A 23,155-nucleotide genomic window follows, 5' to 3' on the forward strand; every position below is an offset into this window, starting at 1 on the left:
GTGTCCTTTTCAGTTTCGAAGCGTCTGTTTATGCGGCCAAAACATGGCCTTTTTTTTCATTTAGATCATTTTGTGGATATCCAATGTCATCGAATAAAACCCTCGCTCTGGCGCTGTGCTTCGCTATCACTGGTTGCGCACAAACCCCACAAAATGATGCCGAGGGCAGCGGCGGCTGGTGGCCGTTCGGCTCTTCCGACAAGGTGGCGGCCAAGGAAACAGCGCCAGCGGCGCCCCTGAAGCCTGCCGCCGTCGCACCGCAAGCCAAGGCCGAGGGCGCCAGCCACTGGTGGTGGCCGTTCTCTTCCGAGGAAACCGCCGCAGACGCCGCCAGAAAAGTCGAAGCAAAGGCAGAAGCGCAAGCCAAGCCTGAGGCCAAGGCGCCGACAGCTGTTGCCAAGGCCGAAGCCGAAAGCAATGGCAAGTGGTGGTGGCCGTTCGGCGGCAAGGACCAGGAAACCGCCAAGGCGGTGCCGATGCCCGATCCGAAAGTCACCCAGGCCTGGCTCGACGACTACGAACCGAAGCTGCGCACGGCGATCCAGGACAGCAAGCTCGAACTTGAGCGCCGCGACAATGTGCTGGTGGTCACCGCGCCCGTGGACGGCTCTTTCAACCCGGACCGTCCGGCCATGTTGCTGCCCGTGACCCTCGGCCCGTTCACCCGCGTGGCGAAGATCCTTGAAGCCGACCCGAAGACCGCCGTGCTGATCCTTGGTCACGCCGACACCTCGGGCGCCGCACCGGCCAATCTCAAGCTCAGCCAGGAGCGTGCCCAGTCCGTGGCGGCGATTTTCCGCCTCAGCGGCCTGCAACGTGATCGCCTGATGCTGCGCGGCATGGGCGCCGTGGCGCCACGTGCGGCCAACGACAGCGTTGAGGGCCGCGCCTTGAATCGTCGTGTGGAATTGCTGGTCACGCCGGCCAACACCATGGTTGCGCTGCTGAGCAAGTACAACATGCCGGCCCCGGCCCCAGTGACGATGGTTGCGGCCCAGGATGTGAAGCCGGCTGCCCCGGCGCCTGCGCCTGCGGCTAAAAAAGCGGTGGCCTCGACCTCCAAAGCCTCGACCAAGAAAGCACCGGCCAAAAAAGCCGCGACCAAGGCGCCTGCAAAGAAGGCCGCGGCCAAGCCCGCTACCCCAGCGAAGAAGCCCCAACCGGCCAAAGCCGCCACCGATACCAAGAAAGTCGCGGCCGCCGATGCCCCCAAGCAGTGATGGGCTAACCACAAGGAATGCGCCATGACCCAAGCGCTGGCTGATATGCGCCGCGACTACACCCGCGACGGTTTGACCGAGGCGCAAGCCCCGGCCGAGCCGTTCGCCCTGTTCCACCAATGGTTCGCCGACGCGGTAAAGACCGAACAGGCCCCGGTGGAGGCCAACGCCATGACCCTGGCCACGGTGGATGAGCAGGGACGTCCGCACTGCCGGATCCTGCTGCTCAAGGGTTTGGATGCCCAGGGTTTCACGTTCTTCACCAACTATGACAGCGCCAAGGGCCAGCAACTGGCCGCGAACCCGTTTGCGGCCATGACGTTTTTCTGGCCGACCCTTGAGCGCCAAGTGCGCATCGAGGGCAAAGTGGTGAAGGTCACGGCGCAGGAATCGGACGCCTACTACCAAGTTCGCCCGCTGGGCAGCCGTTTGGGCGCCTGGGCGTCACCTCAGAGCCGCGTGATTGCCGGGCGCGGCGAACTGGAAGACCTGCTCAAGGCCACCGAGCAGCGCTTCAGCGACAGCCAGCCACACTGTCCCGAGCATTGGGGCGGTTATCGCCTGCTGCCCGAACGCATCGAGTTCTGGCAGGGCCGTCCGAGCCGCCTGCACGATCGCCTCAACTATCGCCTGCAAGGGGCGCAGTGGACTCGCGAGCGTCTGGCGCCTTAGCATCGGGATAACCTGCCGCGGCGGTCTGGAGCCATTGCGGCAGGTCACGGCGCTTGATGCCTTGTGCCTGGGCACGGGCCAATTGTTGCAACATGTAGGTTTTCTTTTGCCCATCCGGCCCCGCCAGTGAAAGCGCCAGATCGCGATCCCCCCAGCGTTTGATCCGCACGTACAGCCACCAGTGGAAGTACAAACCGGCCACGGTGGTGGCGACGATAATGAAATAATCCATGAAAAATTCCAGGGTTGATGACGCAGGTTTTGGAAATTGACGCTACTGTTTGGTGAATTTTTCGGGCGCGCCTGTATCCCACCTGAATGAAAACAATTTTATCCCGGCGAGGCCGTGACAGGCGTCAAGCTGCGGAGTTTAATGAATCCCTGTCTTTTGGAGTTGATGCTATGCGTAAGTCTGTTTTGCTGGTTGCTTCTTTTTCCACGATGGCGATGTTGCTCACTGGCTGTCAGTCGAGCCTGACCGGTGACTCCTACTCCCGTGACGAAGCGCGTCGCGTGCAGACGATTCGCATGGGGACCATCGAATCCCTGCGTCCGGTCAAGATCGAAGGCACCAAGACTCCTATCGGCGGAGCGGCCGGTGCTGTGGTCGGTGGTGTCGGTGGCAGCGCCATCGGTGGTGGCCGTGGCAGCATCGTCGCTGCCGTGATCGGCGCCGTGGCGGGTGGCCTGATTGGTTCCGCCACTGAAGAAGGCCTGACCCGCACCCAGGGTGTGGAAATTACCGTTCGTGAAGATGACGGCAGCATGCGTGCCTATGTGCAGCAGGTTCAGGAAAACGAGGTGTTCCGTGTGGGTGAGCGGGTTCGTATTTCCACTGTGGGTGGTACGAGTCGCGTATCGCACTAATTTACGGGAGGGATTCCAGAGTTGTGTGTATATCCGTTGTTGGGGTAACGGCTACTTATGGTTCCGCTCTTACAGCGGGTCACTTTTGAAAAGCGCAAAAGTAACCAAAACGCTCTTGCCCCACCACTCGGTGCCTCGCCTAGGCTCGGCATGCCCTCACTCCGGCATTGCTCCGTGGGCCGCCGCGAAGGGCCATCCATGGCCCAGCGCGGCTACCTCGGCATCCATGCCGAGGTGCCCACTGCGCAATGCCTGCGTTCGGCCATCGTGGTTAACGGGGCGCCCCAGATCAAAAGCCGAAGCGAGGCGGCCTTATAGCCGGCCTGGTTCTTCCGGATTTTACCCAGCCCCAGTGTGGGAGCGAGCTTGCTCGCGATAGCGGTAGTTCAGTTACATAGATGTTGGACCTGCTGTCGTCATCGCGAGCAAGCTCGCTCCCACAATGGTTCTATGTTTTATATCAGTTTTGTGCTTGCTGAGAACTTGATGCGAGCCTGCTCGCGATAGTTGCTATTCAACTTAGATGCTCTTGCTCTTGCTCTTGCTCTTGCTCTTGCTCTGCTTTAGATGTTGATCTCGGCGCCCCATTAACCACGCTGGCTGAACGAAGGTATTGCGCAGTGGGCAACCCGGCATGGATGCCGGGTTAGCCGCGCTGGGCCATGGATGGCCCTTCGCGGCGGCCCACGGAGCGATGCCTTCGTTCAGGCATGCCGAGCCTAGGCGAGGCACCGAGTGGTGGGGGCAAAGCGTTTTTGGTTACTTTTGGCGCTTTTCCAAAAGTGACCCGCTGTAAGAGCGGAACCATAAGTAGCCGTTACCGCAGAAACGGATATACACACCAACTCTACTTCTACTTTTTCATTAATTACTACTTTCCTAAATACCGATAGGGACGGATATCGAGGACCCGACTCGACTTAAAGACAGATTGCTACACCGAAACGATGTAGCGATCTGTCGTGTTGGAAAGTGTCAGGAAGACAACGCAGCCCGATTACGACTGGCCGCCGCCGTCACCGCATAACCCAGCAACGCCGCCAGGATCGAACCGGTGAGGATCCCCATCCGGTCCATGCCAGCGTAGTCACTCACACCCGGTTCGAACGCCAGGGAGCCGACGAACAGGCTCATGGTGAAACCAATCCCGCACAGGATCGCCACGCCCAGTACCTGGCCCCAATTGGCGCCGGCGGGCAGGCTGGCGATGCCGATTTTCACGGCCAGCCAGGTCAGGCCGAAGACGCCGACGGTCTTGCCCAGCAACAGGCCGATGGCGATGCCCATCGGCACGTGATGGGTGAAGCTCTCGACGGTGACGCCGCTCAGGGACAGGCCGGCGTTGGCGAAGGCGAACAGCGGCAGGATGCCATAGGCCACCCAGGGATGCAGGGCATGTTCCAAGGAGAGCAGCGGCGAAGTCTCGGCGTTTTTCGTGCGCAGCGGAATGCAGAACGCCAGGGTTACCCCGGCCAGCGTGGCATGGACACCGCTCTTGAGCACGCAGACCCAGAGGATCAGGCCCACGACCATGTAGGGCCCGAGCTTGACCACGCCCATCCGGTTCATCGCCACCAGCACGGCGATGCAGGCGGCTGCCAGCATGAGCGACAAGGTCGACAGGGCGCCGGAATAGAAGATGGCGATGATGATAATGGCGCCCAGGTCATCGATGATCGCCAGGGTCATCAGGAACAGTTTGAGCGAGACCGGTACCCGCTTGCCGAGCAAGGCCAGCACGCCGAGGGCGAACGCGATGTCGGTGGCCGTCGGAATCGCCCAGCCGGCGAGGGCGGCCGGGTTGTCGCGGTTGAGAAACCAGTAAATCAGCGCCGGCACCACCATGCCACCAATCGCCGCCGCGCCCGGCAAGACGATTTGCGACGGCTTTGATAGTTGCCCGTCGAGTACTTCACGTTTGACTTCGAGACCGATAAGCAGGAAGAACATCGCCATCAGGCCGTCGTTGATCCACAGCAGCAGGGGTTTGGCGATCTTCAGGGCGCCCACCTGGGCGACCACCGGGGTGTCGAGCAGGCCGTTATACAACCAGGACAGCGGTGAGTTGTTGATGACCAGGGCCAGTACGGCGGCGGCGATCAGCAGCAGGCCGCTGGCAGCCTCCAGTTGAAAAAAACGTGTCAGAGAATTGCGTAGAGCCACGATCGCTCTCCATGTATCGAATCAAAAAGATGGCACACCCTAACCCGTACTGTTAGTTGTTAAAACAAAAGTTATATTCTTTTTTGTTATATGGCGTTACAAGGCCTGCGCCACGCAGTCGGCAGTTACGGACCATATTGGACCTTAGCTGTACCTGTGCGTGATGTCGGTTTTTTCCTAAGCTGGCGTCTGGTTTTTCCGAACTCCAGCCGTGCCTGCACGACCGCGTGATCTCCCCACGCCGAACACGATCAGTGAGCAAACACACCATGAACGACCACCGCCAGTGGGCCCGTGAAGCGATCCGCATCATCGAGGCAGACTTCCAGCGCAGCGCCGATACCCACCTGATTCCGCTGCCGCTGCCTGGCCTGCCGGGCATCGAGCTGTACTTCAAGGATGAGTCCAGTCATCCCACCGGCAGCCTCAAGCATCGGTTGGCCCGCTCGCTGTTTCTCTATGCGTTGTGTAACGGCTGGCTCAAGCCCGGTGCGCCAGTGATCGAGGCCTCCAGCGGGTCGACGGCGATTTCCGAGGCTTACTTCGCCAGGTTGCTGGGCCTGCCGTTCATTGCGGTGATGCCGGCGACCACCTCCAGGGAAAAAATCGCACAGATCGCTTTCTATGGCGGCCAGAGCCACCTGGTGGATGATCCTACGCAGATCTACGCCGAATCCGAGCGCTTGGCCCGCGAGCATGACGGGCATTTCATCGACCAATTCACCTATGCCGAGCGTGCCACGGACTGGCGGGCCAATAACAACATTGCCGAATCGATCTTCCAGCAGATGCGCTTCGAGCGGCATCCGGAGCCCACGTGGCTGATCTCCAGCCCCGGCACCGGCGGCACCACGGCCACCCTGGGACGCTATGTCCGTTACCGCCAGCACGGCACCCGCGTGCTGTGTGCCGACGCCGAGCGTTCGGTGTTCTTCGATTACTACCGCAGTGGCGACGCCAGCCTGCGCCTGGATTGCGGTTCACGCATCGAGGGTATCGGCCGGCCGCGAGTCGAAGCGTCGTTCCTGCCGAATGTCATCGATGCGATGGTCAAGGTGCCGGACGCCTTGTCGCTGGCGGCCATGCATTACCTGGCCGAGCGTCTGGGACGACGGGTCGGCGGGTCCAGCGGCACCAACCTGATCGGCGCACTCATGGCGGCCCGGCAGATGGCGGATGCGGGGGAGTCGGGGTCGATCGTGGCGATCTTGTGTGACGGCGGCGAGCGCTACGCCACGACCTATTACGACCCGGCATGGCTCAAGGCCCAAGGCTATGAGTTGAGCGGGCTGATGGATATCGTGGCGGCGAGTGTGGAGCGGGGCGAGGCACTGCCAGAGAGTGTGTTGCGGGCCAATATCTGAATCTTGAAACCCTGAGATCCCCTGTGGGAGCGAGCTTGCTCGCGATAGCGGTGGATCAGTCAACATCTGTGTTGAATGCCAGGCCGCCATCGCGAGCAAGCTCGCTCCCACAGGGTAATGCTGTTTACTTGGGCCTGTGGCTGCCTTGAGTGAACAGCAGTGTCCCCTCAGGCCTCGAGGCCAAGGATATCTCGCGCCACGGCCTCGGCAATCCGAATCCCATCCACCCCCGCCGACAGGATCCCGCCCGCATAACCGGCGCCTTCACCCGCCGGGAACAGGCCTTTGACGTTCAGGCTCTGCAGCGATTCGTTGCGGGTGATGCGCAGGGGCGATGAGGTGCGGGTTTCGATGCCGGTCAGCACGGCGTCGTGCAGCGAGTAGCCGCGAATCTGTTTCTCGAACGCCGGCAAGGCTTCGCGGATGGCTTCGATGGCGAAGTCCGGCAAGGCCAGGGCCAGATCACCCAGGGATACCCCTGGCTTGTAGGAAGGTTCGACGCTGCCCAGTGCCGTAGACGGCTTGCCGGCGATGAAATCGCCCACCAGTTGCGCCGGGGCCTCGTAGTTGCTGCCGCCGAGTACGAACGCGTGGGACTCCAGGCGTTCCTGCAACTCGATGCCGGCCAGCGGGCCACCCGGATAATCCACTTCCGGGGTAATGCCGACGACGATGCCAGAGTTGGCGTTGCGCTCATTGCGCGAATACTGGCTCATGCCGTTGGTGACGACGCGGTTCGGCTCGGACGTCGCCGCTACCACGGTGCCGCCCGGGCACATGCAGAAGCTGTACACCGAGCGGCCATTCTTGGCGTGGTGCACCAGTTTGTAGTCGGCGGCGCCGAGTTTCGGATGGCCGGCGTACTTGCCCAGGCGCGCGCTGTCGATCAGCGATTGCGGGTGTTCGATGCGGAAACCCACCGAGAACGGCTTGGCTTCCATATACACGCCACGGCTGTGGAGCATACGGAATGTGTCCCGGGCGCTGTGGCCGAGGGCCAGGATCACGTGTTTCGAATGAATGCGTTCACCGCCGGCCAATTCGACGCCGACCAGTTGGCCGTCCTCGATCAGCACGTCGGTGACCCGCTGCTGGAAGCGTACTTCGCCGCCCAGGGCGCGAATCTGCTCACGCATGGTTTCCACCACGCCTGTCAGGCGGAACGTGCCGATGTGCGGCTTGCTGACGTAGAGGATTTCTTCCGGCGCCCCGGCCTTGACGAATTCGTGCAGGACCTTGCGGCCAAGGAATTTCGGGTCCTTGATCTGGCTGTAGAGCTTGCCGTCGGAAAACGTCCCTGCGCCGCCTTCACCGAACTGCACATTGGACTCGGGGTTGAGCACACTTTTGCGCCACAGGCCCCAGGTGTCCTTGGTGCGCTGGCGCACTTCCGGGCCACGTTCGAGGATGATCGGCTTGAAACCCATCTGCGCCAGCAACAGGGCGGCGAAAATCCCGCACGGGCCGAAGCCGACCACGATCGGTCGCTCGCTCAAGTCGGCCGGTGCCTGGCCCACCACTTTGTAGCTGACATCCGGCGCTTCGTTGACGTTACGGTCATCGGCGAACTTGCGCAGCAGGCTGGCTTCATCACGCACTGTCAGGTCGATGGTGTAGATGAAGCACAGTTCGGAGGATTTCTTGCGCGCATCGTAGCTGCGCTTGAACAGGGTGAAGTCGAGCAGGTCATCGCTGGCGATGCCCAGGCGCTGCACGATGGCAGGGCGCAGGTCCTCTTCGGGGTGATCGATTGGCAGCTTGAGTTCGGTGATTCGTAACATGGCGGGGTCCGGTTCGCGGGATGCACAACTGCACCAGGGCGTGAACCGGCGATTATAAGCCAAAAGCTGTGAATCAGTCGTCGCGCGCGCCACCGAAGTAGGCGCAGCCGCGTTGGACCTGGCCGTTGACCCGCAACTCGGCGCTCATGTGTTGCACGCTGTCGCTGACACTGTCGACACAACGCGCAGGTGTGACCCACAGCTCGACTTTCTGGCCGTTGGCCTCGGTGCCCAAGTTGAAGCGGCCATCGCCCAATTGCTCCTCGACGTAAGGCACCGCCAGCGGCGGCTGGCCTTCGCGGTCCAGCACCAGGCCCTTGCCACTGGCCTTGAGCGTCCATTCAGGGCTGTGTCCCGCGGCGCGCAGGATCACTCGTTTGAAGTCGACGTCTTCGCAAGCCGTTCCCGAGCGTTCCAGGCGATACAGCTGTTCAACGTCCAACTGACTGTCGGTGCCGGCCGCTGCGCTGGAAACGATACGGCCACGTACATCGGCAAACAGTTTGCCTTGGTCATCGGCCAGGCTGGCGGCCTGTTGCAGCACGCTGGTGCCACCGCTGTCGTTGACGATGTAGCGGCGCTGTTCCTGGCATGGCTGGAACACCAGTTTGCCGTCGGCCGCCGTGAGTTCGCCCTGCAGGCGTGTCTGGCCGGCGTGGGAGGCGCTCTGACGTGGGGTGTCGAGCAATTGGCAGCCGGTGAACAGCGGCAGTAGGGCGACAAACAGCAGGGAGCGGGCGGCACGCATCATTGGGTCTCCAGACAAGTGCCGCCACGTTACTCAGACTGATCCTGCATCACAAGGGGTGTTAGCCCACGTGAAAGGTCTGACCGGTTTGTAGGCCTTCGACGCTCTTGGCGTAGGCCAATGCCACATCCACTGCGGGGACAGGTTTGAAGCCGCGGAAATAAGGCGCGTATTTGCCCATGGCTTCCAGCAGCACGTTCGGGCTCACCGAGTTGACCCGCATGCCCCGTGGCAACTCGATTGCCGCGGCGCGCACGAAACTGTCCAGGGCGCCGTTGACCAGGGCCGCCGAAGCACCGCTCTTGATCGGGTCGTGGCTGAGCACGCCGGTGGTGAAGGTGAAGGATGCGCCGTCATTGGCGAATTCGCGACCGATCAGCAGCAGGTTGACCTGGCCCATCAGCTTGTCTTTCAAGCCCAAGGCAAAGCTGTCTTCGGTCATGTCGGCCAGGGGCGCGAAGGTGACGTTGCCGGCGGCGCAGACCAGGGCGTCAAAACGGCCAGTCTTCTCGAACAGGGCGCGAATCGAGGCGCTGTCGCTGATATCCACCTGCAATTCACCGCTGTGGCGGCCGATCCGAACGATTTCGTGGCGGGGCGACAGTTCTTTATCAATGGCCGAACCAATGGTGCCGTTGGCGCCGATCAAGAGGATTTTCATGAGCTGTTCCTTAATGGGTTGAACGAGTTTTCAGTCTAGAGGGGTTCTTTCCAGTGATAATCGTGCTAATAGGCAACCTTTGGTTTTCATTTGGAAACAATCCAATGAGCGAAATGGATGACCTGGCGGCGTTCGCCGTGTTGATGGAGGCCGGCAGTTTTACCTTGGCGGCCCAGCAATTGGGGTGCAGCAAGGGCCAGTTGTCCAAGCGCATCAGCCTGTTGGAAAGTCGGTTTTCGGTGGTGTTGCTGCAACGCACCACACGGCGCTTGAGCCTCACGGCGGCAGGGGCGGCGTTGTTGCCTCAGGCCCAGGCGCTACTGGTGCAGGTGGAAAGGGCGCGTCAGGCATTGGCTCGGTTGAAGGATGACATTTCCGGGCCGGTGCGTATGACGGTTCCTGTTTCGTTGGGTGAAACCTTCTTCGAGGGCTTGCTGATGGAGTTCGCGCGCACGTATCCCAACGTGCAGATCGAACTGGAGCTCAACAACGGTTACCGTGACTTGAGCCGCGATGGTTTCGACCTGGCGATCCGTTCCGACGCCGCCATCGATGAGCGGCTGGTGGCCCGACCATTGTTGGCGTGGCACGAAATGACCTGCGCCAGCCCGGCCTACCTCGAACACTATGGCGAGCCTGAGACGCCCCAGGCCCTGGCCGAGCACCGCTGTTTGCTTAACAGCCACTACAGCGGCCGGGAAGAATGGCTTTACCACCAACAACACGAACTGTTGCGGGTCCGAGTGTCGGGGCCGTTCGCCAGCAATCACTACAGCCTGCTGAAAAAAGCCGCCCTGGCCGGTGCCGGAATCGCCCGGCTGCCGTCGTACCTGCTGCATGAAGAGTTGGCTGACGGACGCTTGCATTGGCTGCTGCGCGACTACCAGACCCGGCGCATGCCGATGTACCTGGTGCACCCGTACCAGGGTGGCCTGCCCAAGCGCACCCAGGTGCTGGCCGACTATTTGATCGACTGGTTCAAGCGCAGCGGCGAGGCGCTGGATCGGCTACAGCGATAACCCGGTCATTTGATATCCCTTGTGGGAGCGAGCTTGCTCGCGAAGGCGGTGGTACATCCGGTATTTGTGCAAGCTGACCCACCGCTATCGCGAGCAAGCTCGCTCCCACAGGGGATCTGTGTTCAGCCGTGGGCGTAACGCTTGGCTATCAGGTGATCGATCGACAACACCCCCGGTCCACGGGCCATCAGGTAGAGCAAGACCGCCGCCCAGGTGCCATGGGTCGGGTAGGCGTCCGGGTAGACGAACACCTGGATGGTCAAGGTCATCCCCAGCAAGGCCAGCGCTGAAAAACGTGTCGCCAGGCCAAGCAGGATCATCACCGGGAAGACATGCTCGGCAGTGGCCGCCAGGTGCGCGGCCAGTTCCGGCGACAGCAGCGGCAGGGCGTATTCGCTTTTGAACAGTGGAATGGTCGAGTCCGCCAGTCGCGGCAGACCGATCTGGAAGGTGCCGTCGAACAGGTCGATGGCCAGTCCTTCGATTTTGGTCTGGCCGGATTTCCAGAACACGGCGGCAATCGAGAAGCGTGCGACGAAGGCGATCAGGCTGTGGGGGATTTTCTCCAGCCATTGAATGAAACTGGCAATCAGGGCGTTCATGGGGATACCTGTTCGGCTAGGAGATGGGTGATGGCCTGGTGGCGGATGAGCCCCGCCAGGGTGTGTTCCAGGTCAAGATCGATTGAGGCCTCGATGGCAGCCGTCAGGGAAAAGCCTTGTTGCAGGGCTGCGATGAACCCATGGGCAGCGCGACTGATCGCAAACACTTCCACCTCCAGGCCGTTGCGCAGCACCAAGGCGTTTTGCGCGGGAAACGTTTCGAACGGTACGGGCGCCTGGTGCTGATGGGCGGCCCAGATCGTCACCACGGCGTAGGGGGATTGCAGCAGCCGCAGTGACGGGTGAAGCCCGATCTTCAGGTGCCCCGTCAGCGTTGGGGACGACAGCGCTGCCACGATTCGTTCTTGCTCCATGGGCTTGGCGTCGGCGGCATGCCAGGCTTGCACATGCAGTCGCTCCAGCCGGGCGACGTCCGTCAGGTAAGGCACGCTGGCGGCGGGCTCGAAGTGTTCGATGAACTCGGCAAAGTCGCCCCCGTAGTCGTTCATCACCGGGCTGCGCGGCGGCGTCGATTGGACATAGACCCCGGCCATGGCCCGGAAGAATTCCTCGCCCACCAGTTGCACCACCACCGGGTAGTTGTCGGCCAGGGCATTGATCAATGAGCTGAGCACGTTGTTGCGGTACACCGCGAAACGGCTTTCCGGGGCCGCCCCATTGGCGCTGACCAGGCCCGGCGGACACGCTTTGCGCGGGTCGAGCAGGGCGGCGGCAAATGCGTGCTGGTTGCTCATTGCCGGGCTCCGGCGGCGCTCAACAGTTGATCGGCCTGGCGTGCTTCGGCCAGCAGCACTTCCCATGCGGGGATGTGGTTGTCGCGCTCGATCAAGGTGGCGACTGGCCCGGTCCGCTCCAGTGCCTGGAGATACAGTTGCCAGACCGCGTGGTCGACGGGTGCGCCGTGATCGTCTATCAACAGGCGCTCGCCGAGGCTGTCGGAGTCTTCGGCGAAGCCGGCCAGGTGAATTTCGCCGGTCGCATGCAGAGGCAGGGCGTCGAGGTAGGCCAATGGATCGCGGCAATGGTTGATGCACGAAACGTAGACGTTGTTCACATCCAGCAGCAGGCCGCAGCCGGTGCGACGGATCACTTCGCTCATGAACTGTGGCTCGTCGAAGGTCGAGGTTTCAAAGGTCAGGTAGGTGGCCGGGTTTTCCAGTAACAGCGTGCGCTTGAGGCTGGACTGCACCTGGTCGACGTGTTCGCAGACCCGGTCGAGGGTTGCTTCGTCATAAGCCAGGGGGAGCAAGTCATTGAGGAACACCGGGCCGTGGCTGGACCAGGCCAGGTGTTCGGAAAAGGATTGGGGCTGATAGCGTTCGATCAAGGCGGCCAGGCGCTGCACATGCGTGACATCCAGCGGCCCCTCCCCACCGATCGACAGGCCGACGCCGTGCAACGACAGCGGATATTGTTCGCGTATCAGCCCCAGGAAGTGATGAAGCGGCCCGCCGGCCACCATGTAGTTTTCCGCGTGCACCTCGAAGAAACCCAGGTCCGGTCGGGTCTGGAGTACCTCACGAAAATGCGCACTCTTGAGCCCCAGCCCTGCCCTTGGCGGCAACCGGCTATCGGTGGCGAGAGAAAGGGTATCCAACATGGTGGCAGGCCTCAGGCAGATGCGATCAGGACTTGGCTTTGAACGCTTCGAGCTGGCCGAAACCGGTGGGGGAGGTTTTGCTTTCCATGGTGGTGCAAGTGCCTTTCGGGACCGATTTCCAGGCGTTGGCCTGATAGTCCATTTTTGCGGTGCCGGCGCAGGTGGTGCCGGCGCCGGCGGCGCAGTCGTTCTTGCCTTTGAGGGCGACGCCGAAGCATTTTTCCATGGTGTCGTCGGCTGCGTGAACGGTCGGGACGGCTGTCATGCTCAGGGCAGAACCCAGGGCGAGGACCAAGGCAGCGGCGGACAGGGTACGGGTCGAAGCAGTCATGGTGATTCTCCAGTCTTCAGGGAAATGAACCGGCGTTAGCGCCGGTCTGCTGAACTAGAGAAGGGAGGTGGGAAAGCGTTACAGCGGACTCTCGATTTTTTTATGCACTGCAAAACCCGTGGCGAGGGAGCTTGCTCCCGCTCGGTTGCGCAGCAACCGCAAAATCTTGGGGCCGCTGCGCAGCCCAGCGGGAGCAAGCTCCCTCGCCACAGGGGATTGCGGGCGGTCCGGGCAAAAAAAACGGCCCGAAGGCCGTTTCTTTTACTGTGACAGACTCAACCGCCCAGATACGCCTCGCGCACTTTCGGGTCGGTCAGCAGGGCTTCACCGGTGCCTTGCATCACCACCCGGCCGTTCTCCAGCACGTACGCCCGGTCGGCGATTTTCAGCGCCTGGTTGGCGTTCTGCTCCACCAGGAACACCGTCACGCCATCCTTGCGCAGTTGCTCGATGATGTCGAAGATCTGCTGGATGATGATCGGTGCCAGGCCCAGGGAAGGCTCGTCGAGCAGCAGCAGCTTGGGTTTGCTCATCAGCGCACGGCCGATGGCGAGCATTTGCTGTTCGCCGCCGGACATGGTGCCGCCGCGCTGGGTAAAGCGTTCTTTCAGGCGTGGGAAAAGGTGCAGGACCTTGTCCATTTGTTCCTGATAGTCGCCCTTGTCGGTGAAGAATCCGCCCATGGCGAGGTTTTCTTCCACGGTCAGTCGGGCAAATACCCGACGGCCCTCAGGTACCACGGCGATGCTCTTGCGCATGATCCGCGCCGAGTCCTGGCCCACCAGTTCCTCACCCATGTAGCGGATGCTGCCGCTGTGGGCCTGGGGCGAACCGCAGAGCGTCATCAGCAGGGTGGATTTGCCGGCACCGTTGGCACCGATCAGCGTGACGATTTCGCCCTGGCGGACTTCGACGTTGACGCTGTGCAGGGCCTGGATCTTGCCGTAGAAGGTGGAAACGTTTTCGAACTGCAGCATTTACGCTTCCCCCAGGTAGGCTTTGATCACTTCAGGATTGTCGCGGATCTGTTCCGGCGTACCGTCGGCCAGGGGCGTGCCCTGGTTGATCACGACGATGTGGTCGGAAATGCTCATGACCAGCTTCATGTCGTGCTCGATCAGCAGCACGGTGACATTGTGCTCCTCACGCAGCACGCCGATCAGGGCTTTCAGGTCTTCGGTTTCCTTGGGGTTCAGGCCGGCGGCCGGCTCGTCGAGCATGAGGATCCGCGGACGGGTCATCATGCAGCGGGCGATTTCCAGGCGCCGTTGCTGACCGTAGGCCAGGGTGCCGGCGGTACGGTTGGCGAACTCGGTGAGGTTGACCTTGTCCAGCCAGTACTCGGCGTACTCCATGGCCTCGCGTTCGCTTTTGCGGAACGCTGGGGTCTTGAACAGGCCGGCAAAGAAGTTGGTATTCAAATGACGATGCTGGGCGATCAACAGGTTCTCGACCGCCGTCATGTCCTTGAACAGGCGCACGTTCTGGAAGGTACGCACCACACCCTTGCGGGCGATGTGGTGGCCGGGCAGGCCCTGGATCGGCTCGCCGTCCAGCAGGATGGTGCCGCCGGTGGGCTGGTAGAAGCCGGTCAGGCAGTTGAACACGGTGGTCTTGCCCGCGCCGTTCGGCCCGATCAGGGCAACCACTTGCTTCTCTTTCACGGTCAGGGCCACGCCGTTGACCGCCAGCAAACCGCCGAAGCGCATGCTCAAGTTTTCGACTTTCAGGATCTCGCGGCTCATTTGCGCAGCTCCATGTGGGGGCGTTGCATAGGCAGCAGACCTTGAGGACGCCAGATCATCATCAGCACCATCAAGGCGCCGAACATCAACATGCGGTATTCGCTGAATTCACGCATCATTTCCGGCAGCAGGATCATCACGATCGCCGCCAGGATCACGCCCAACTGCGAGCCCATCCCGCCCAGCACCACGATGGCGAGGATGATCGCCGACTCGATGAAGGTGAAGGATTCCGGCGTCACCAGGCCTTGGCGAGCGGCGAAGAAGCTGCCGGCAAAACCGGCGAACGCAGCGCCGAGGGTAAAGGCCGACAGTTTGATCACGGTTGGGTTGAGACCCAGGGCACGGCAGGCGATTTCGTCTTCACGCAGTGCCTCCCAGGCGCGGCCGATCGGCATGCGCAGCAGGCGGTTGATGACGAACAGCGCGGCCAGGGCCAGCAACAGGGCAACCAGGTAGAGGAAGATCACCTTGTTGATCGAGTTGTATTCCAAGCCGAAGTACTCGTGGAAGGTCTGCAGGCCTTCGGCGGCTTTACGTTCGAAGGTCAGGCCGAAGAACGTCGGTTTCTCGATGTTGCTGATGCCGTTCGGGCCACCGGTGATGTCGGTCAGGTTGCGCAGGAACAGGCGGATAATCTCGCCAAAACCCAGGGTCACGATCGCCAGGTAGTCGCCGCGCAAGCGCAGGACCGGGAAACCCAGCAGGAAACCGAAGGTGGCGGCCATCATCCCGGCGATGGGCAGGCAGATCCAGAAGCTCAGGCCGAAGTAGTGGGACAGCAGCGCGTAGCTGTAGGCGCCGACGGCGTAGAAGCCGACGTAACCCAGGTCCAGCAGGCCGGCCAGGCCTACGACGATGTTCAGGCCCAGGCCCAGCATCACGTAGATCAGGATCAGCGTGGCGATGTCCACCGCGCCGCGAGAGCCGAAGAACGGCCACACCAGGGCCACGACGATCAGGCCCAGCACGATCCAGCGCTGGGTGCTCGGCAGGGTCAGGAAGTGGCTGGCCTTGGCCGGGATCACCGGCAGGCCGGGCGAAGACTTCCACGCCGCGCTGATCTGCGTGCTGAACAGCACGCGCACGAACATCAGCAGCGAGCACACGGCGATGGTCGCCAGGATCGCCGGGCTGGTGCCGTGCACTTCCAGGTTGATGCCGACGATGGTCAGTTTAAGACCCAGTACCGGGTAGGCCACGGCCCAGACCAGCAGGGCGCTGAAAAGCGCCGATTTGAGATGCCTAGTCATACTTTCTCAACCTCCGGGCGGCCCAGGATGCCGGTCGGCCGGAATAACAGAACCAGAACCAACAAGCCGAACGCCACGACGTCCTTGTACTGGTCGCCGAAGATGTCGGCGCCAAAGGCTTCCGCCACGCCCAGCACCAACCCGCCGAGCATCGCCCCGGGGATGCTGCCGATGCCGCCCAGTACCGCGGCGGTGAAGGCCTTCAGGCCCACGAGGAAGCCGGCGTTGGGGTTGATCACGCCGTATTGCATGCTCAACAGCACCGCGGCGATGGCCGCCAGGGCCGCACCGATGACGAAGGTCAGGGCGATGATGTTGTTGGTGTTGATGCCCAGCAGGTTGGCCATCTTGATGTCCTCGGCACAGGCGCGGCAGGCGCGGCCGAGGCGGGAACGGGAGATGAACAGCGTCAGGCCGAGCATGGCGACCAGGGTCACCACGAACACCACGATTTGCATGTAGGAAATCAGCACTTCATGTGCCCCGCCTGGCCCGATGGCAAAGTTGCCCGGGATCAGGTTGGGAATGGATTTGTCCTTGGAGTCTTGCGAAAGCAGTACCGTGTTCTGCAGGAAGATCGACATGCCGATGGCGGAGATCAGCGGGATCAGACGGTTGCTGCCGCGCAGGGGGCGGTAGGCGATCCGTTCGATGCTGTAGCCATAGGAGCTGGTGACGACGATGCTCGCGAGAAACGCCGCGGTCATCAACAGCGGGACACTGTCGAGTCCCATCATGCTCAGCCCGGCGATAGCGATGAACGCCACGTAGGAGCCGATCATGTACACCTCGCCGTGGGCGAAGTTGATCATTCCAATGATGCCGTAGACCATCGTATAGCCGATGGCGATCAGGGCATACGTGCTGCCAACGGTCAGGCCGTTAACCAGCTGCTGGAAGAAGTGATAGATGTCAGGCATTACAGCGCTCCTAAAAACCTGATACGCATTTCACTGGTGGAGTCATTTTCCCGCCCGGGCCCCGTGGATCTGCATCCACTTCGAACACGAGGTTTGCCAGCGAACCGCTGATGACGGTTTTGAGATTTTCAGGTGGGGAGGCTGGCGGATCACGCCAGCGCGGCCCAATACATTTAAAACAAAGCCCACGGCACGCCGTGGGCTTTATTGGCAGTCAGTCAGGCCAGGCCTTACTGAGGCGAAGCTTCGGTTTTAGGTTTGCCGAAATGCCACTCGTAGACCACGAACTTGAAGTCCTTCAGGTCGCCTTTGGCGTCAAAGCTCAGGTCACCGGTAGGGGTCTTGAAGGTGCCGGCGTGGATGGCTTCAGCCACTTTGCCTGCGTCTTCACTCTTGGCAGCCTTGATGGCGTCAGCGATCACGGTCACTGCGGAGTAGGACGGGAACACGAACGGACCGCTCGGGTCTTCTTTCTTGGCCTTGAACGCGTCAGCCAGGGCAACGTTGGCCGGATCCTGGTCGAAGGATTTCGGCAGGGTCACCAGCAGGCCTTCGGAGGATTCCTTGGCGATTTGCGAGATGGAGTCGTTACCCACGCCTTCCGGACCCATGAACTTGGCCTTCAGGCCTTTTTCCTGGGATTGACGCAGGATCAGGCCCAGCTCCGGGTGGTAGCCGCCGTAGTAGACGAAGTCGACGTTGGCTTGCTTGAGCTTGGCGATCATCGAGGAGAAGTCTTTGTCGCCGGCGTTCACGCCTTCGAAGACGGCCACTTTCACGCCTTTGCCTTCGAGGGTTTTCTTCACGGCGCTGGCGATGCCTTCACCGTACTGCTGCTTGTCGTGCAGGACCGCAACGATCTTCGGCTTGACGTGGTCGGCGATGTAGTTGCCGGCCGCAGGGCCTTGGGCGCTGTCCAGGCCGATGGTGCGGAAGATCATCTTGTAGCCGCGAGCGGTGATGTCCGGGCTGGTAGCCGCCGGGGTGATCATGACCACGCCTTCGTCTTCGTAGATGTCGGAAGCTGGCTGGGTGGAGCTGGAGCACAGGTGGCCGACCACGAACTTGACGCCGTCGTTGACCACTTTGTTCGCGACCGCGACCGCTTGTTTTGGATCACAGGCGTCATCGTATTCGACGGCGACGAGCTGCTTGCCGTCGACGCCGCCCTTGGCGTTGATCTGTTCGATGGCCATTTTCGCGCCACTGAACTGCATGTCGCCGTATTGGGCTACAGGGCCGGTCTTGGGGCCGGCGATGCCGATCTTGATGGTGTCGGCGGCAAACGAATGGCTGGCAACCCCGGCCAGAACCATAGCGGCAAACAGTTTGGAAATCTGCTTAGTAGCCTTAGTCATAGTGCTCCACTCATGCTGTTGTAGTTTTTATAGTCCTGGCGCCGTAGCAGCAGAACCGGGTCAGATATCTTGGATACCCTCGCGGAAAATGCCCCCGGCAACTGTACCGGTACAGTGTAGAGCGCCCATTGTTGGCAAGGGAAGCTGGCGCTTGGGGGCAAAACCTGGGGGTGTCGCTTAATTGAAAGAAAAAGACAGAATAGCGGCGGGGGTTGTCCGGTCGTTTCGGCAATCCTTGGCTTTCCTGCGCTTTTCAATCGGTACCGCAATTTGCTACCGGGTTTTTCTGCCAGACCACCGACGTTATCATTCGCGCCGATTTCTTTTCCGGACAGGTCCCATGAATCAAGAACCTAGCACCCTCTATGCCAAGCTGCTTGGAGAAACCGCATCCATCACCTGGAAAGAGCTGGAGCCGTTCTTTGCCAAGGGTGCCCTATTGTGGGTCGATCCGGCACTGGATTTGATCGCCGCCGCCGAGGCCGTCGCCCAGGACGAAGGTACCAAAGTCGCCGCCTGGCTGGCCGCCGACCAGCTCGCCAAGCTGTCTGAAACGCGGGCGCTGGATTTTCTGGAGCGCGATCCGCAGCTTTGGGCGGTGGTGGTTTCGCCGTGGATTATGATCCAGGAAAGGGCGTCGAATTGATTGGCGCACCAAGTTGGTTCGTGTTTTTGCGTTTGAAAAAGTGTGTAGGTGAGTAGCGTGATGGCACCCTGCCGTGGCGAAACGCCACAGGGCAGGGTGACGTATACGTAACGGGAACAGTTCATGGAGCAGCCTTTGGGCTGCTCAATTGTTTCTGGATGTTGTTCAGGTGCAGGATTCAGGACCGCTATCGCGAGCAAGCTCGCTCCCACAGTGGGCCTGTGTACACAAACCCTTGTGGGAGCGAGCTTGCTCGCGATCGAGGCGACGCGGTCCCTGCACCAGCCTCAGTAAGTCCTGCCAGTATGGTTATTGAGGGAAATAACCTTGGTCTTGCCAATGCGGTGACGGTAGATCTCGCGCAGGTACTTGATGGATTTCTTCACGCAGTCGCGGGACAGGCGGATGTCGTTGATCGAGACGAACTTATCCTTGTCATTGATCAGCTCGCGGTACTTCTTCTCGTACATCGGCTTGATCGCGTACCAGTTGGTGTCGAGGATCTTCGCCGGGTTTTCGAATTCGTTGAGCAGGTCGTCGATGCGTGCTTCGTCGAAGTCTTCATTGATGATGAAGTCCAGGATCGAGTTGTCCAGGGTTTCGTCGAAACGGTACGGGGTGCGGGCGAAGCAGCGTTTGATGAAGGCGACGATCAAGGTCAGGAAATCATCCGACAGGCACGGGCTCTTGGCGATCAGGGTGGTCAGCGACAGGTTCGCCGAGGCGCCGATCACCAACGCGTAACGCTTGAGCGTGGTGTTGGGGAACAGGCTGTTGAGGTGGGTCTTGAGCCGGTTCAGGTCCATGTAGGACAGCTTGTAGTCCTTGGGCAAGGAGACGATGGACACCACCGACGAGCAGTTCTTGAAGAAGTGCAGGTCATGCAGGGCCGCGGCGTCGTAGCCGGAATTCTTGTATTGCTCCAGGGAGGCGCGGTAGCGCTTGGATTCGATCGGCAACAGGCTGATGCCTTCGATGGCCTGGGTGACTTTGTTGAAGTGCGGCAGGTCGATGGAACGGAAGAACAGGTCGTCGATGTTCAGGCGCGGCGGCTCTTTCTCGAACACCTTGAACTTGTCGCCGCTCGGCACCGGGGTTTCCGGGACGACGGACTCGGCGTAGGCGATTGCCACCGGGCCGGCCAGGCTCATGAACAGGTCGTTGGCGTCCAGGCGAATGGTTTCGCCGATGTCGATGCCGGCACGGCGGAAGTAGTTCTGGTCGTAGTCGGTGGTGACGGCCTGGGCCGTCAGGATGTTGAAGATCTGCTGGGAGATGTACTGGTTGGCGTGCTTCTCCATGGCATTGACATCAATGTTCTGGATGTTGCCGTCATCGCTTTCTTCGGCGTAGCGCATGATGTCGTTGGAGATCAGCATCATCGCGTTCCACGGGCGGATACGGCCCATCACGCTGGCTTCGCTGCTGTCTTCATTGGCGAAGTTGTACGAGAAATCCCATTCTTCCGACAGGTACTTGCACAGCAGGCGTCCGGCGTTGATGTGCAAGGCTTCGGACATTTCGCTGCGGTGGTCGGAAATGTTCGGCAGCACGCAGATGCCGCTGGTGAAGATCGGCTCGAAGACGAAGGAGTGGCCGCTCTTGCTGTCGTGTTCGTCCATCGGCTTGGTGTCGAACGTCTTGTTCATGTACGAGTACTGCTGGGCCAGGCCGAACTCCGAGGCCATGCCCGAGCCGGTACCGCCGCCGGCACTGAAGATCGAGAAGTACAGGCGCGACTGGTTGGCCTTGATGCCGCAGCTGTCGATCAGGTACGAGTGGATCATTTTCCAGTCGGGGCTGGAGAAGCGCTGGGTGTCCTTGTTCAGGATGATCTTGGCCAGGTACTGGCCCAGGATCGGCGCGTTACCGGCACCACCGGCGTGGACTTCCGACAGGTCCATGATTTTCATTTTGCTGTAGTCGCGCAAGAAACCGCTTTTTTCGCCCTTGCGCGAGAAACGGATGCGCCCGGCGATGTCCTTGTCCAGGTCGCCGAGCATCACCAGCGGCTCTACCAGGAACACCGGCTTGCTGGCCTTGCTGGTGCCCAGGCGCAGGTTGTTGCGAATCCATTGTGCGGGGCTGTAGCCCTTGTCGCTGTAGCCTTTGTCTTCGGCGTTGAATTCGTTGAGGTAGAACTTGCGGGCGTTGTACACCAGCTCGGCCACGTCCAGGGCGATGTTGGAGCCGCAGCGACCCAGGCCGATCAGGCACACCGACGGGAACTCCTGCTGGGCGCGGTCGTATTCGTCGTCCACCAGGTGCGGCGGGCGCGGGAACACGGTGTCACGCAGGCCGTCGAGGTTATCGAGGATACGGTCGGTGTTGGTTTCGGTGAAATACAGATACTGCTGGGTCGACAGAGGGCGCGGGGGGCTCGACGGCTTCGAGACTTCCGGGCCGTTGGCGGCCGGGCTCAAGGTCAGATCGGATACCGCAGTGGCTGTTTTTTTTGAGGTCATTGTGCGCCATGTGCCTGAACTGGTGGCTCGACGAATGCGGTCATCGAACGCTCGCGGATGGGAGTTCGCGCCTGGATAAACGCGAAAATCGGTCCAAGCGGTCAGGGCTGCAGCCTGAGCAGCGCTCGGGATAATCTTTTCCTGATCACGTTGAATCGGCCACCGGACTTCGATCTTTAACCAGCAAAAGGCAAAATGATGGCAATTGTTACAGGAGTTTGATCGGCATCAAGAAATACGCCGCGTCCCATGGGCGGGTATCAGCCTTGCGAATGATTGGAGACAGCTCCCGTGCCGCTGTCTAGATTGCATATCCAGGCCACGGACCGTTGGCCCATAACAATAAAAGAGACGGACCCATGCAGAACTCGACCCAAGCGGCGAATGCCTGGCGCATTCTGTTCCTGTTGTTCCTGGCCAACCTGTTCAATTTCTTCGACCGCACCATCCCGGCGATCATCATCGAGCCGATCCGCATGGAGTGGAGCCTCAGCGATTTCCAGATCGGCATCATCGGCACCGCCTTCACCATCGTTTATGCCATTGCCGGCTTGCCGCTGGGGCGCATGGCCGATACCGGTTCGCGCAGCAAGTTGATGGGCTGGGGCCTGGCGGCCTGGAGCGGACTGACGGCGGTGAACGGCCTGGTGGGCAGTTTCTGGGCGTTCCTGGTGGTGCGCATGGGTGTCGGTATCGGTGAGGCCAGCTACGCGCCAGCCGCCAACTCACTGATTGGCGATCTGTTCCCGGCCCACCGTCGGGCTCGGGCGATGGGCATCTTCATGCTCGGCCTGCCCCTGGGCCTGCTGTTGGCGTTTTTCACCATTGGCGCGATGGTCAAGGCGTTCGACAGCTGGCGTGCGCCGTTCTTCATCGCGGCGGTACCGGGGCTGGTGCTGGCGGTGTTCATGTTTTTCATCAAGGAGCCCAAGCGCGGCGCGGCGGAAACCGTGCAGGTCTCCCAGGAAAAGATCGACAAGCCGGTTCGCCGGGTGCTGGCGATTCCCACCTTCCTGTGGCTGGTGCTGGCAGGGCTGTGCTTCAACTTCGCCACCTATGCCTGCAACTCCTTCCTGGTGCCAATGCTGCAACGTTATTTCCTGATGCCGCTGCACGAGGCGGCCGTGGCCACCGGGATCATGGTGGGCGTGACGGGGTTGTTCGGGCTGACCCTGGGCGGCTGGGTCGCGGACAAGATCCACCAGCGCGTGCCCAACGGCCGCCTGCTGTTTGCAGCGTTCAGCCTGGCGATTTCGACGGTCACCACGGCGTGGGCCCTGCATGCCGGGCGCATTGAAATCGGCGTGTTCGTGGCGGTGTTCAGCGTGGGTTGGCTGTTTGCCTATAACTTTTACACCTGCGTCTACACCGCGATCCAGGACGTGGTGGAGCCACGCCTGCGCGCCACGGCGATGGCGTTGTACTTTGCCGGGCTGTATTTGCTCGGCGGCGGCCTGGGGCCGGTGGTGGTGGGCGGCTTGTCCGACTACTTCGCCCGCACGGCCATGGCCAGCGCGGGTGTCGACCAGATGACCGAAGCATTCAAGGCCATCGGCCTGCACGATGCGATGTACCTGATCCCGGTGGCGCTGCTGTTGACCATGGTGTTCCTGTTCCTGGCGTCACGCTGCTTCGTGCGCGATGCCAAGCGGATGAAGGACGGGATGAGCGCGGAGGTGATGTCGGAGGGTGTCGCGGCGACGGCCTAAAGAGATTGTG

Annotated in this window: 22 protein-coding genes; 7 read left to right on the forward strand and 15 right to left on the reverse strand. The window is 61.2% G+C overall.

All coding sequences use genetic code 11. The annotated features are described in order from the left end of the window. Positions 1 to 83: 83 nt before the first annotated feature. Both J4E63_RS26445 and pdxH read left to right on the forward strand, forming a co-directional pair. A complete protein-coding gene (locus J4E63_RS26445; protein ID WP_207283777.1) occupies positions 84 to 1,220 on the forward strand; it encodes an OmpA family protein in 1,137 nt (378 codons plus the stop codon). A 24-nt stretch (positions 1,221 to 1,244) separates the two neighbouring features. After that, a complete protein-coding gene (gene pdxH / locus J4E63_RS26450; protein ID WP_192262272.1) occupies positions 1,245 to 1,892 on the forward strand; it encodes a pyridoxamine 5'-phosphate oxidase in 648 nt (215 codons plus the stop codon). Here pdxH and J4E63_RS26455 read toward each other — a convergent pair. Then, entirely contained in the window at positions 1,840 to 2,124 is a 285-nt protein-coding gene (locus J4E63_RS26455; RefSeq protein ID WP_207283778.1) for a hypothetical protein, read from the reverse strand. The genes pdxH and J4E63_RS26455 overlap by 53 nt on opposite strands. A gap of 170 nt (positions 2,125 to 2,294) precedes the next feature. Between J4E63_RS26455 and J4E63_RS26460 the strand changes: the two genes are divergently transcribed. Beyond that, positions 2,295 to 2,759, forward strand: coding sequence for a glycine zipper 2TM domain-containing protein (locus J4E63_RS26460; RefSeq protein WP_024776354.1), 465 nt, complete (start codon positions 2,295 to 2,297; stop codon positions 2,757 to 2,759). Between the two features lie 975 nt (positions 2,760 to 3,734). Here the strand turns inward: J4E63_RS26460 and nhaA are convergent. Continuing rightward, positions 3,735 to 4,922 (reverse strand): Na+/H+ antiporter NhaA, encoded by a 1,188-nt coding sequence (gene nhaA / locus J4E63_RS26465; protein WP_207283779.1) that lies wholly within the window; start codon positions 4,920 to 4,922, stop codon positions 3,735 to 3,737. A 269-nt stretch (positions 4,923 to 5,191) separates the two neighbouring features. Between nhaA and J4E63_RS26470 the strand changes: the two genes are divergently transcribed. Beyond that, positions 5,192 to 6,286, forward strand: coding sequence for a PLP-dependent cysteine synthase family protein (locus tag J4E63_RS26470; RefSeq protein WP_207283780.1), 1,095 nt, complete (start codon positions 5,192 to 5,194; stop codon positions 6,284 to 6,286). Positions 6,287 to 6,453: 167 nt separating this feature from the next. On the opposite strand, the gene J4E63_RS26475 is transcribed toward J4E63_RS26470, so the two are convergent. The 3 genes from J4E63_RS26475 to J4E63_RS26485 form a co-directional block, all read right to left on the reverse strand. Then, the gene (locus J4E63_RS26475) at positions 6,454 to 8,067 is read right to left on the reverse strand and encodes an NAD(P)/FAD-dependent oxidoreductase (RefSeq protein ID WP_092443776.1); all 1,614 of its coding nucleotides are present in this window, start codon (positions 8,065 to 8,067) and stop codon (positions 6,454 to 6,456) included. Between the two features lie 73 nt (positions 8,068 to 8,140). Further along, positions 8,141 to 8,815 carry a COG3650 family protein gene (locus tag J4E63_RS26480; RefSeq protein ID WP_092165973.1) on the reverse strand — a complete coding sequence of 225 codons (675 nt, stop codon included), beginning with the start codon at positions 8,813 to 8,815 and terminating at the stop codon, positions 8,141 to 8,143. A 61-nt stretch (positions 8,816 to 8,876) separates the two neighbouring features. Next, positions 8,877 to 9,476, reverse strand: coding sequence for a short chain dehydrogenase (locus J4E63_RS26485; RefSeq protein WP_207283781.1), 600 nt, complete (start codon positions 9,474 to 9,476; stop codon positions 8,877 to 8,879). A 104-nt stretch (positions 9,477 to 9,580) separates the two neighbouring features. On the opposite strand from J4E63_RS26485, the gene J4E63_RS26490 reads away from it, so the two are divergent. Next, positions 9,581 to 10,495 (forward strand): LysR family transcriptional regulator, encoded by a 915-nt coding sequence (locus J4E63_RS26490; protein WP_072409622.1) that lies wholly within the window; start codon positions 9,581 to 9,583, stop codon positions 10,493 to 10,495. A 122-nt stretch (positions 10,496 to 10,617) separates the two neighbouring features. Here the strand turns inward: J4E63_RS26490 and J4E63_RS26495 are convergent, their stop codons facing one another. The 9 genes from J4E63_RS26495 to J4E63_RS26535 form a co-directional block, all read right to left on the reverse strand. Then, positions 10,618 to 11,097 carry a DoxX family protein gene (locus J4E63_RS26495; protein WP_060738901.1) on the reverse strand — a complete coding sequence of 160 codons (480 nt, stop codon included), beginning with the start codon at positions 11,095 to 11,097 and terminating at the stop codon, positions 10,618 to 10,620. Then, positions 11,094 to 11,852 carry a DUF2063 domain-containing protein gene (locus tag J4E63_RS26500; RefSeq protein ID WP_207283782.1) on the reverse strand — a complete coding sequence of 253 codons (759 nt, stop codon included), beginning with the start codon at positions 11,850 to 11,852 and terminating at the stop codon, positions 11,094 to 11,096. The genes J4E63_RS26495 and J4E63_RS26500 overlap by 4 nt, the downstream gene beginning before the upstream one ends. After that, on the reverse strand, positions 11,849 to 12,718 hold the full coding sequence (locus J4E63_RS26505) for a DUF692 domain-containing protein (protein WP_207283783.1): 870 nt from the start codon (positions 12,716 to 12,718) through the stop codon (positions 11,849 to 11,851). The genes J4E63_RS26500 and J4E63_RS26505 overlap by 4 nt, the downstream gene beginning before the upstream one ends. A 25-nt stretch (positions 12,719 to 12,743) precedes the next feature. Beyond that, entirely contained in the window at positions 12,744 to 13,049 is a 306-nt protein-coding gene (locus J4E63_RS26510) for a DUF2282 domain-containing protein (protein ID WP_060738898.1), read from the reverse strand. Between the two features lie 275 nt (positions 13,050 to 13,324). Continuing rightward, the gene (locus J4E63_RS26515) at positions 13,325 to 14,026 is read right to left on the reverse strand and encodes an ABC transporter ATP-binding protein (protein WP_003184675.1); all 702 of its coding nucleotides are present in this window, start codon (positions 14,024 to 14,026) and stop codon (positions 13,325 to 13,327) included. Continuing rightward, positions 14,027 to 14,794 carry a high-affinity branched-chain amino acid ABC transporter ATP-binding protein LivG gene (livG, locus tag J4E63_RS26520; protein ID WP_060738896.1) on the reverse strand — a complete coding sequence of 256 codons (768 nt, stop codon included), beginning with the start codon at positions 14,792 to 14,794 and terminating at the stop codon, positions 14,027 to 14,029. After that, positions 14,791 to 16,047, reverse strand: a complete 1,257-nt coding sequence (locus J4E63_RS26525; RefSeq protein ID WP_060738895.1) for a high-affinity branched-chain amino acid ABC transporter permease LivM — start codon at positions 16,045 to 16,047, stop codon at positions 14,791 to 14,793. The genes livG and J4E63_RS26525 overlap by 4 nt, the downstream gene beginning before the upstream one ends. Then, positions 16,044 to 16,967, reverse strand: coding sequence for a high-affinity branched-chain amino acid ABC transporter permease LivH (livH, locus tag J4E63_RS26530; RefSeq protein WP_060738894.1), 924 nt, complete (start codon positions 16,965 to 16,967; stop codon positions 16,044 to 16,046). The genes J4E63_RS26525 and livH overlap by 4 nt, the downstream gene beginning before the upstream one ends. A 230-nt stretch (positions 16,968 to 17,197) precedes the next feature. Next, entirely contained in the window at positions 17,198 to 18,325 is a 1,128-nt protein-coding gene (locus J4E63_RS26535; RefSeq protein ID WP_103308796.1) for a branched-chain amino acid ABC transporter substrate-binding protein, read from the reverse strand. Positions 18,326 to 18,665: 340 nt separating this feature from the next. Here J4E63_RS26535 and J4E63_RS26540 point away from each other — a divergent pair, with 340 nt between their 5' ends. After that, positions 18,666 to 18,971, forward strand: coding sequence for a DUF2288 domain-containing protein (locus tag J4E63_RS26540; RefSeq protein WP_053119051.1), 306 nt, complete (start codon positions 18,666 to 18,668; stop codon positions 18,969 to 18,971). Between the two features lie 287 nt (positions 18,972 to 19,258). Here the strand turns inward: J4E63_RS26540 and J4E63_RS26545 are convergent, their stop codons facing one another. Beyond that, positions 19,259 to 21,436 carry a hypothetical protein gene (locus tag J4E63_RS26545; RefSeq protein WP_060738892.1) on the reverse strand — a complete coding sequence of 726 codons (2,178 nt, stop codon included), beginning with the start codon at positions 21,434 to 21,436 and terminating at the stop codon, positions 19,259 to 19,261. Between the two features lie 359 nt (positions 21,437 to 21,795). Between J4E63_RS26545 and J4E63_RS26550 the strand changes: the two genes are divergently transcribed. Then, on the forward strand, positions 21,796 to 23,145 hold the full coding sequence (locus J4E63_RS26550) for an MFS transporter (protein ID WP_207283784.1): 1,350 nt from the start codon (positions 21,796 to 21,798) through the stop codon (positions 23,143 to 23,145). The last annotated feature ends 10 nt before the right edge of the window (positions 23,146 to 23,155 follow it).

Origin of the sequence: Pseudomonas sp. FW300-N2F2 (assembly GCF_017351655.1) — a bacterium.
GTDB classification, from domain to species: Bacteria; Pseudomonadota; Gammaproteobacteria; order Pseudomonadales; family Pseudomonadaceae; genus Aquipseudomonas; species Aquipseudomonas fluorescens_AA.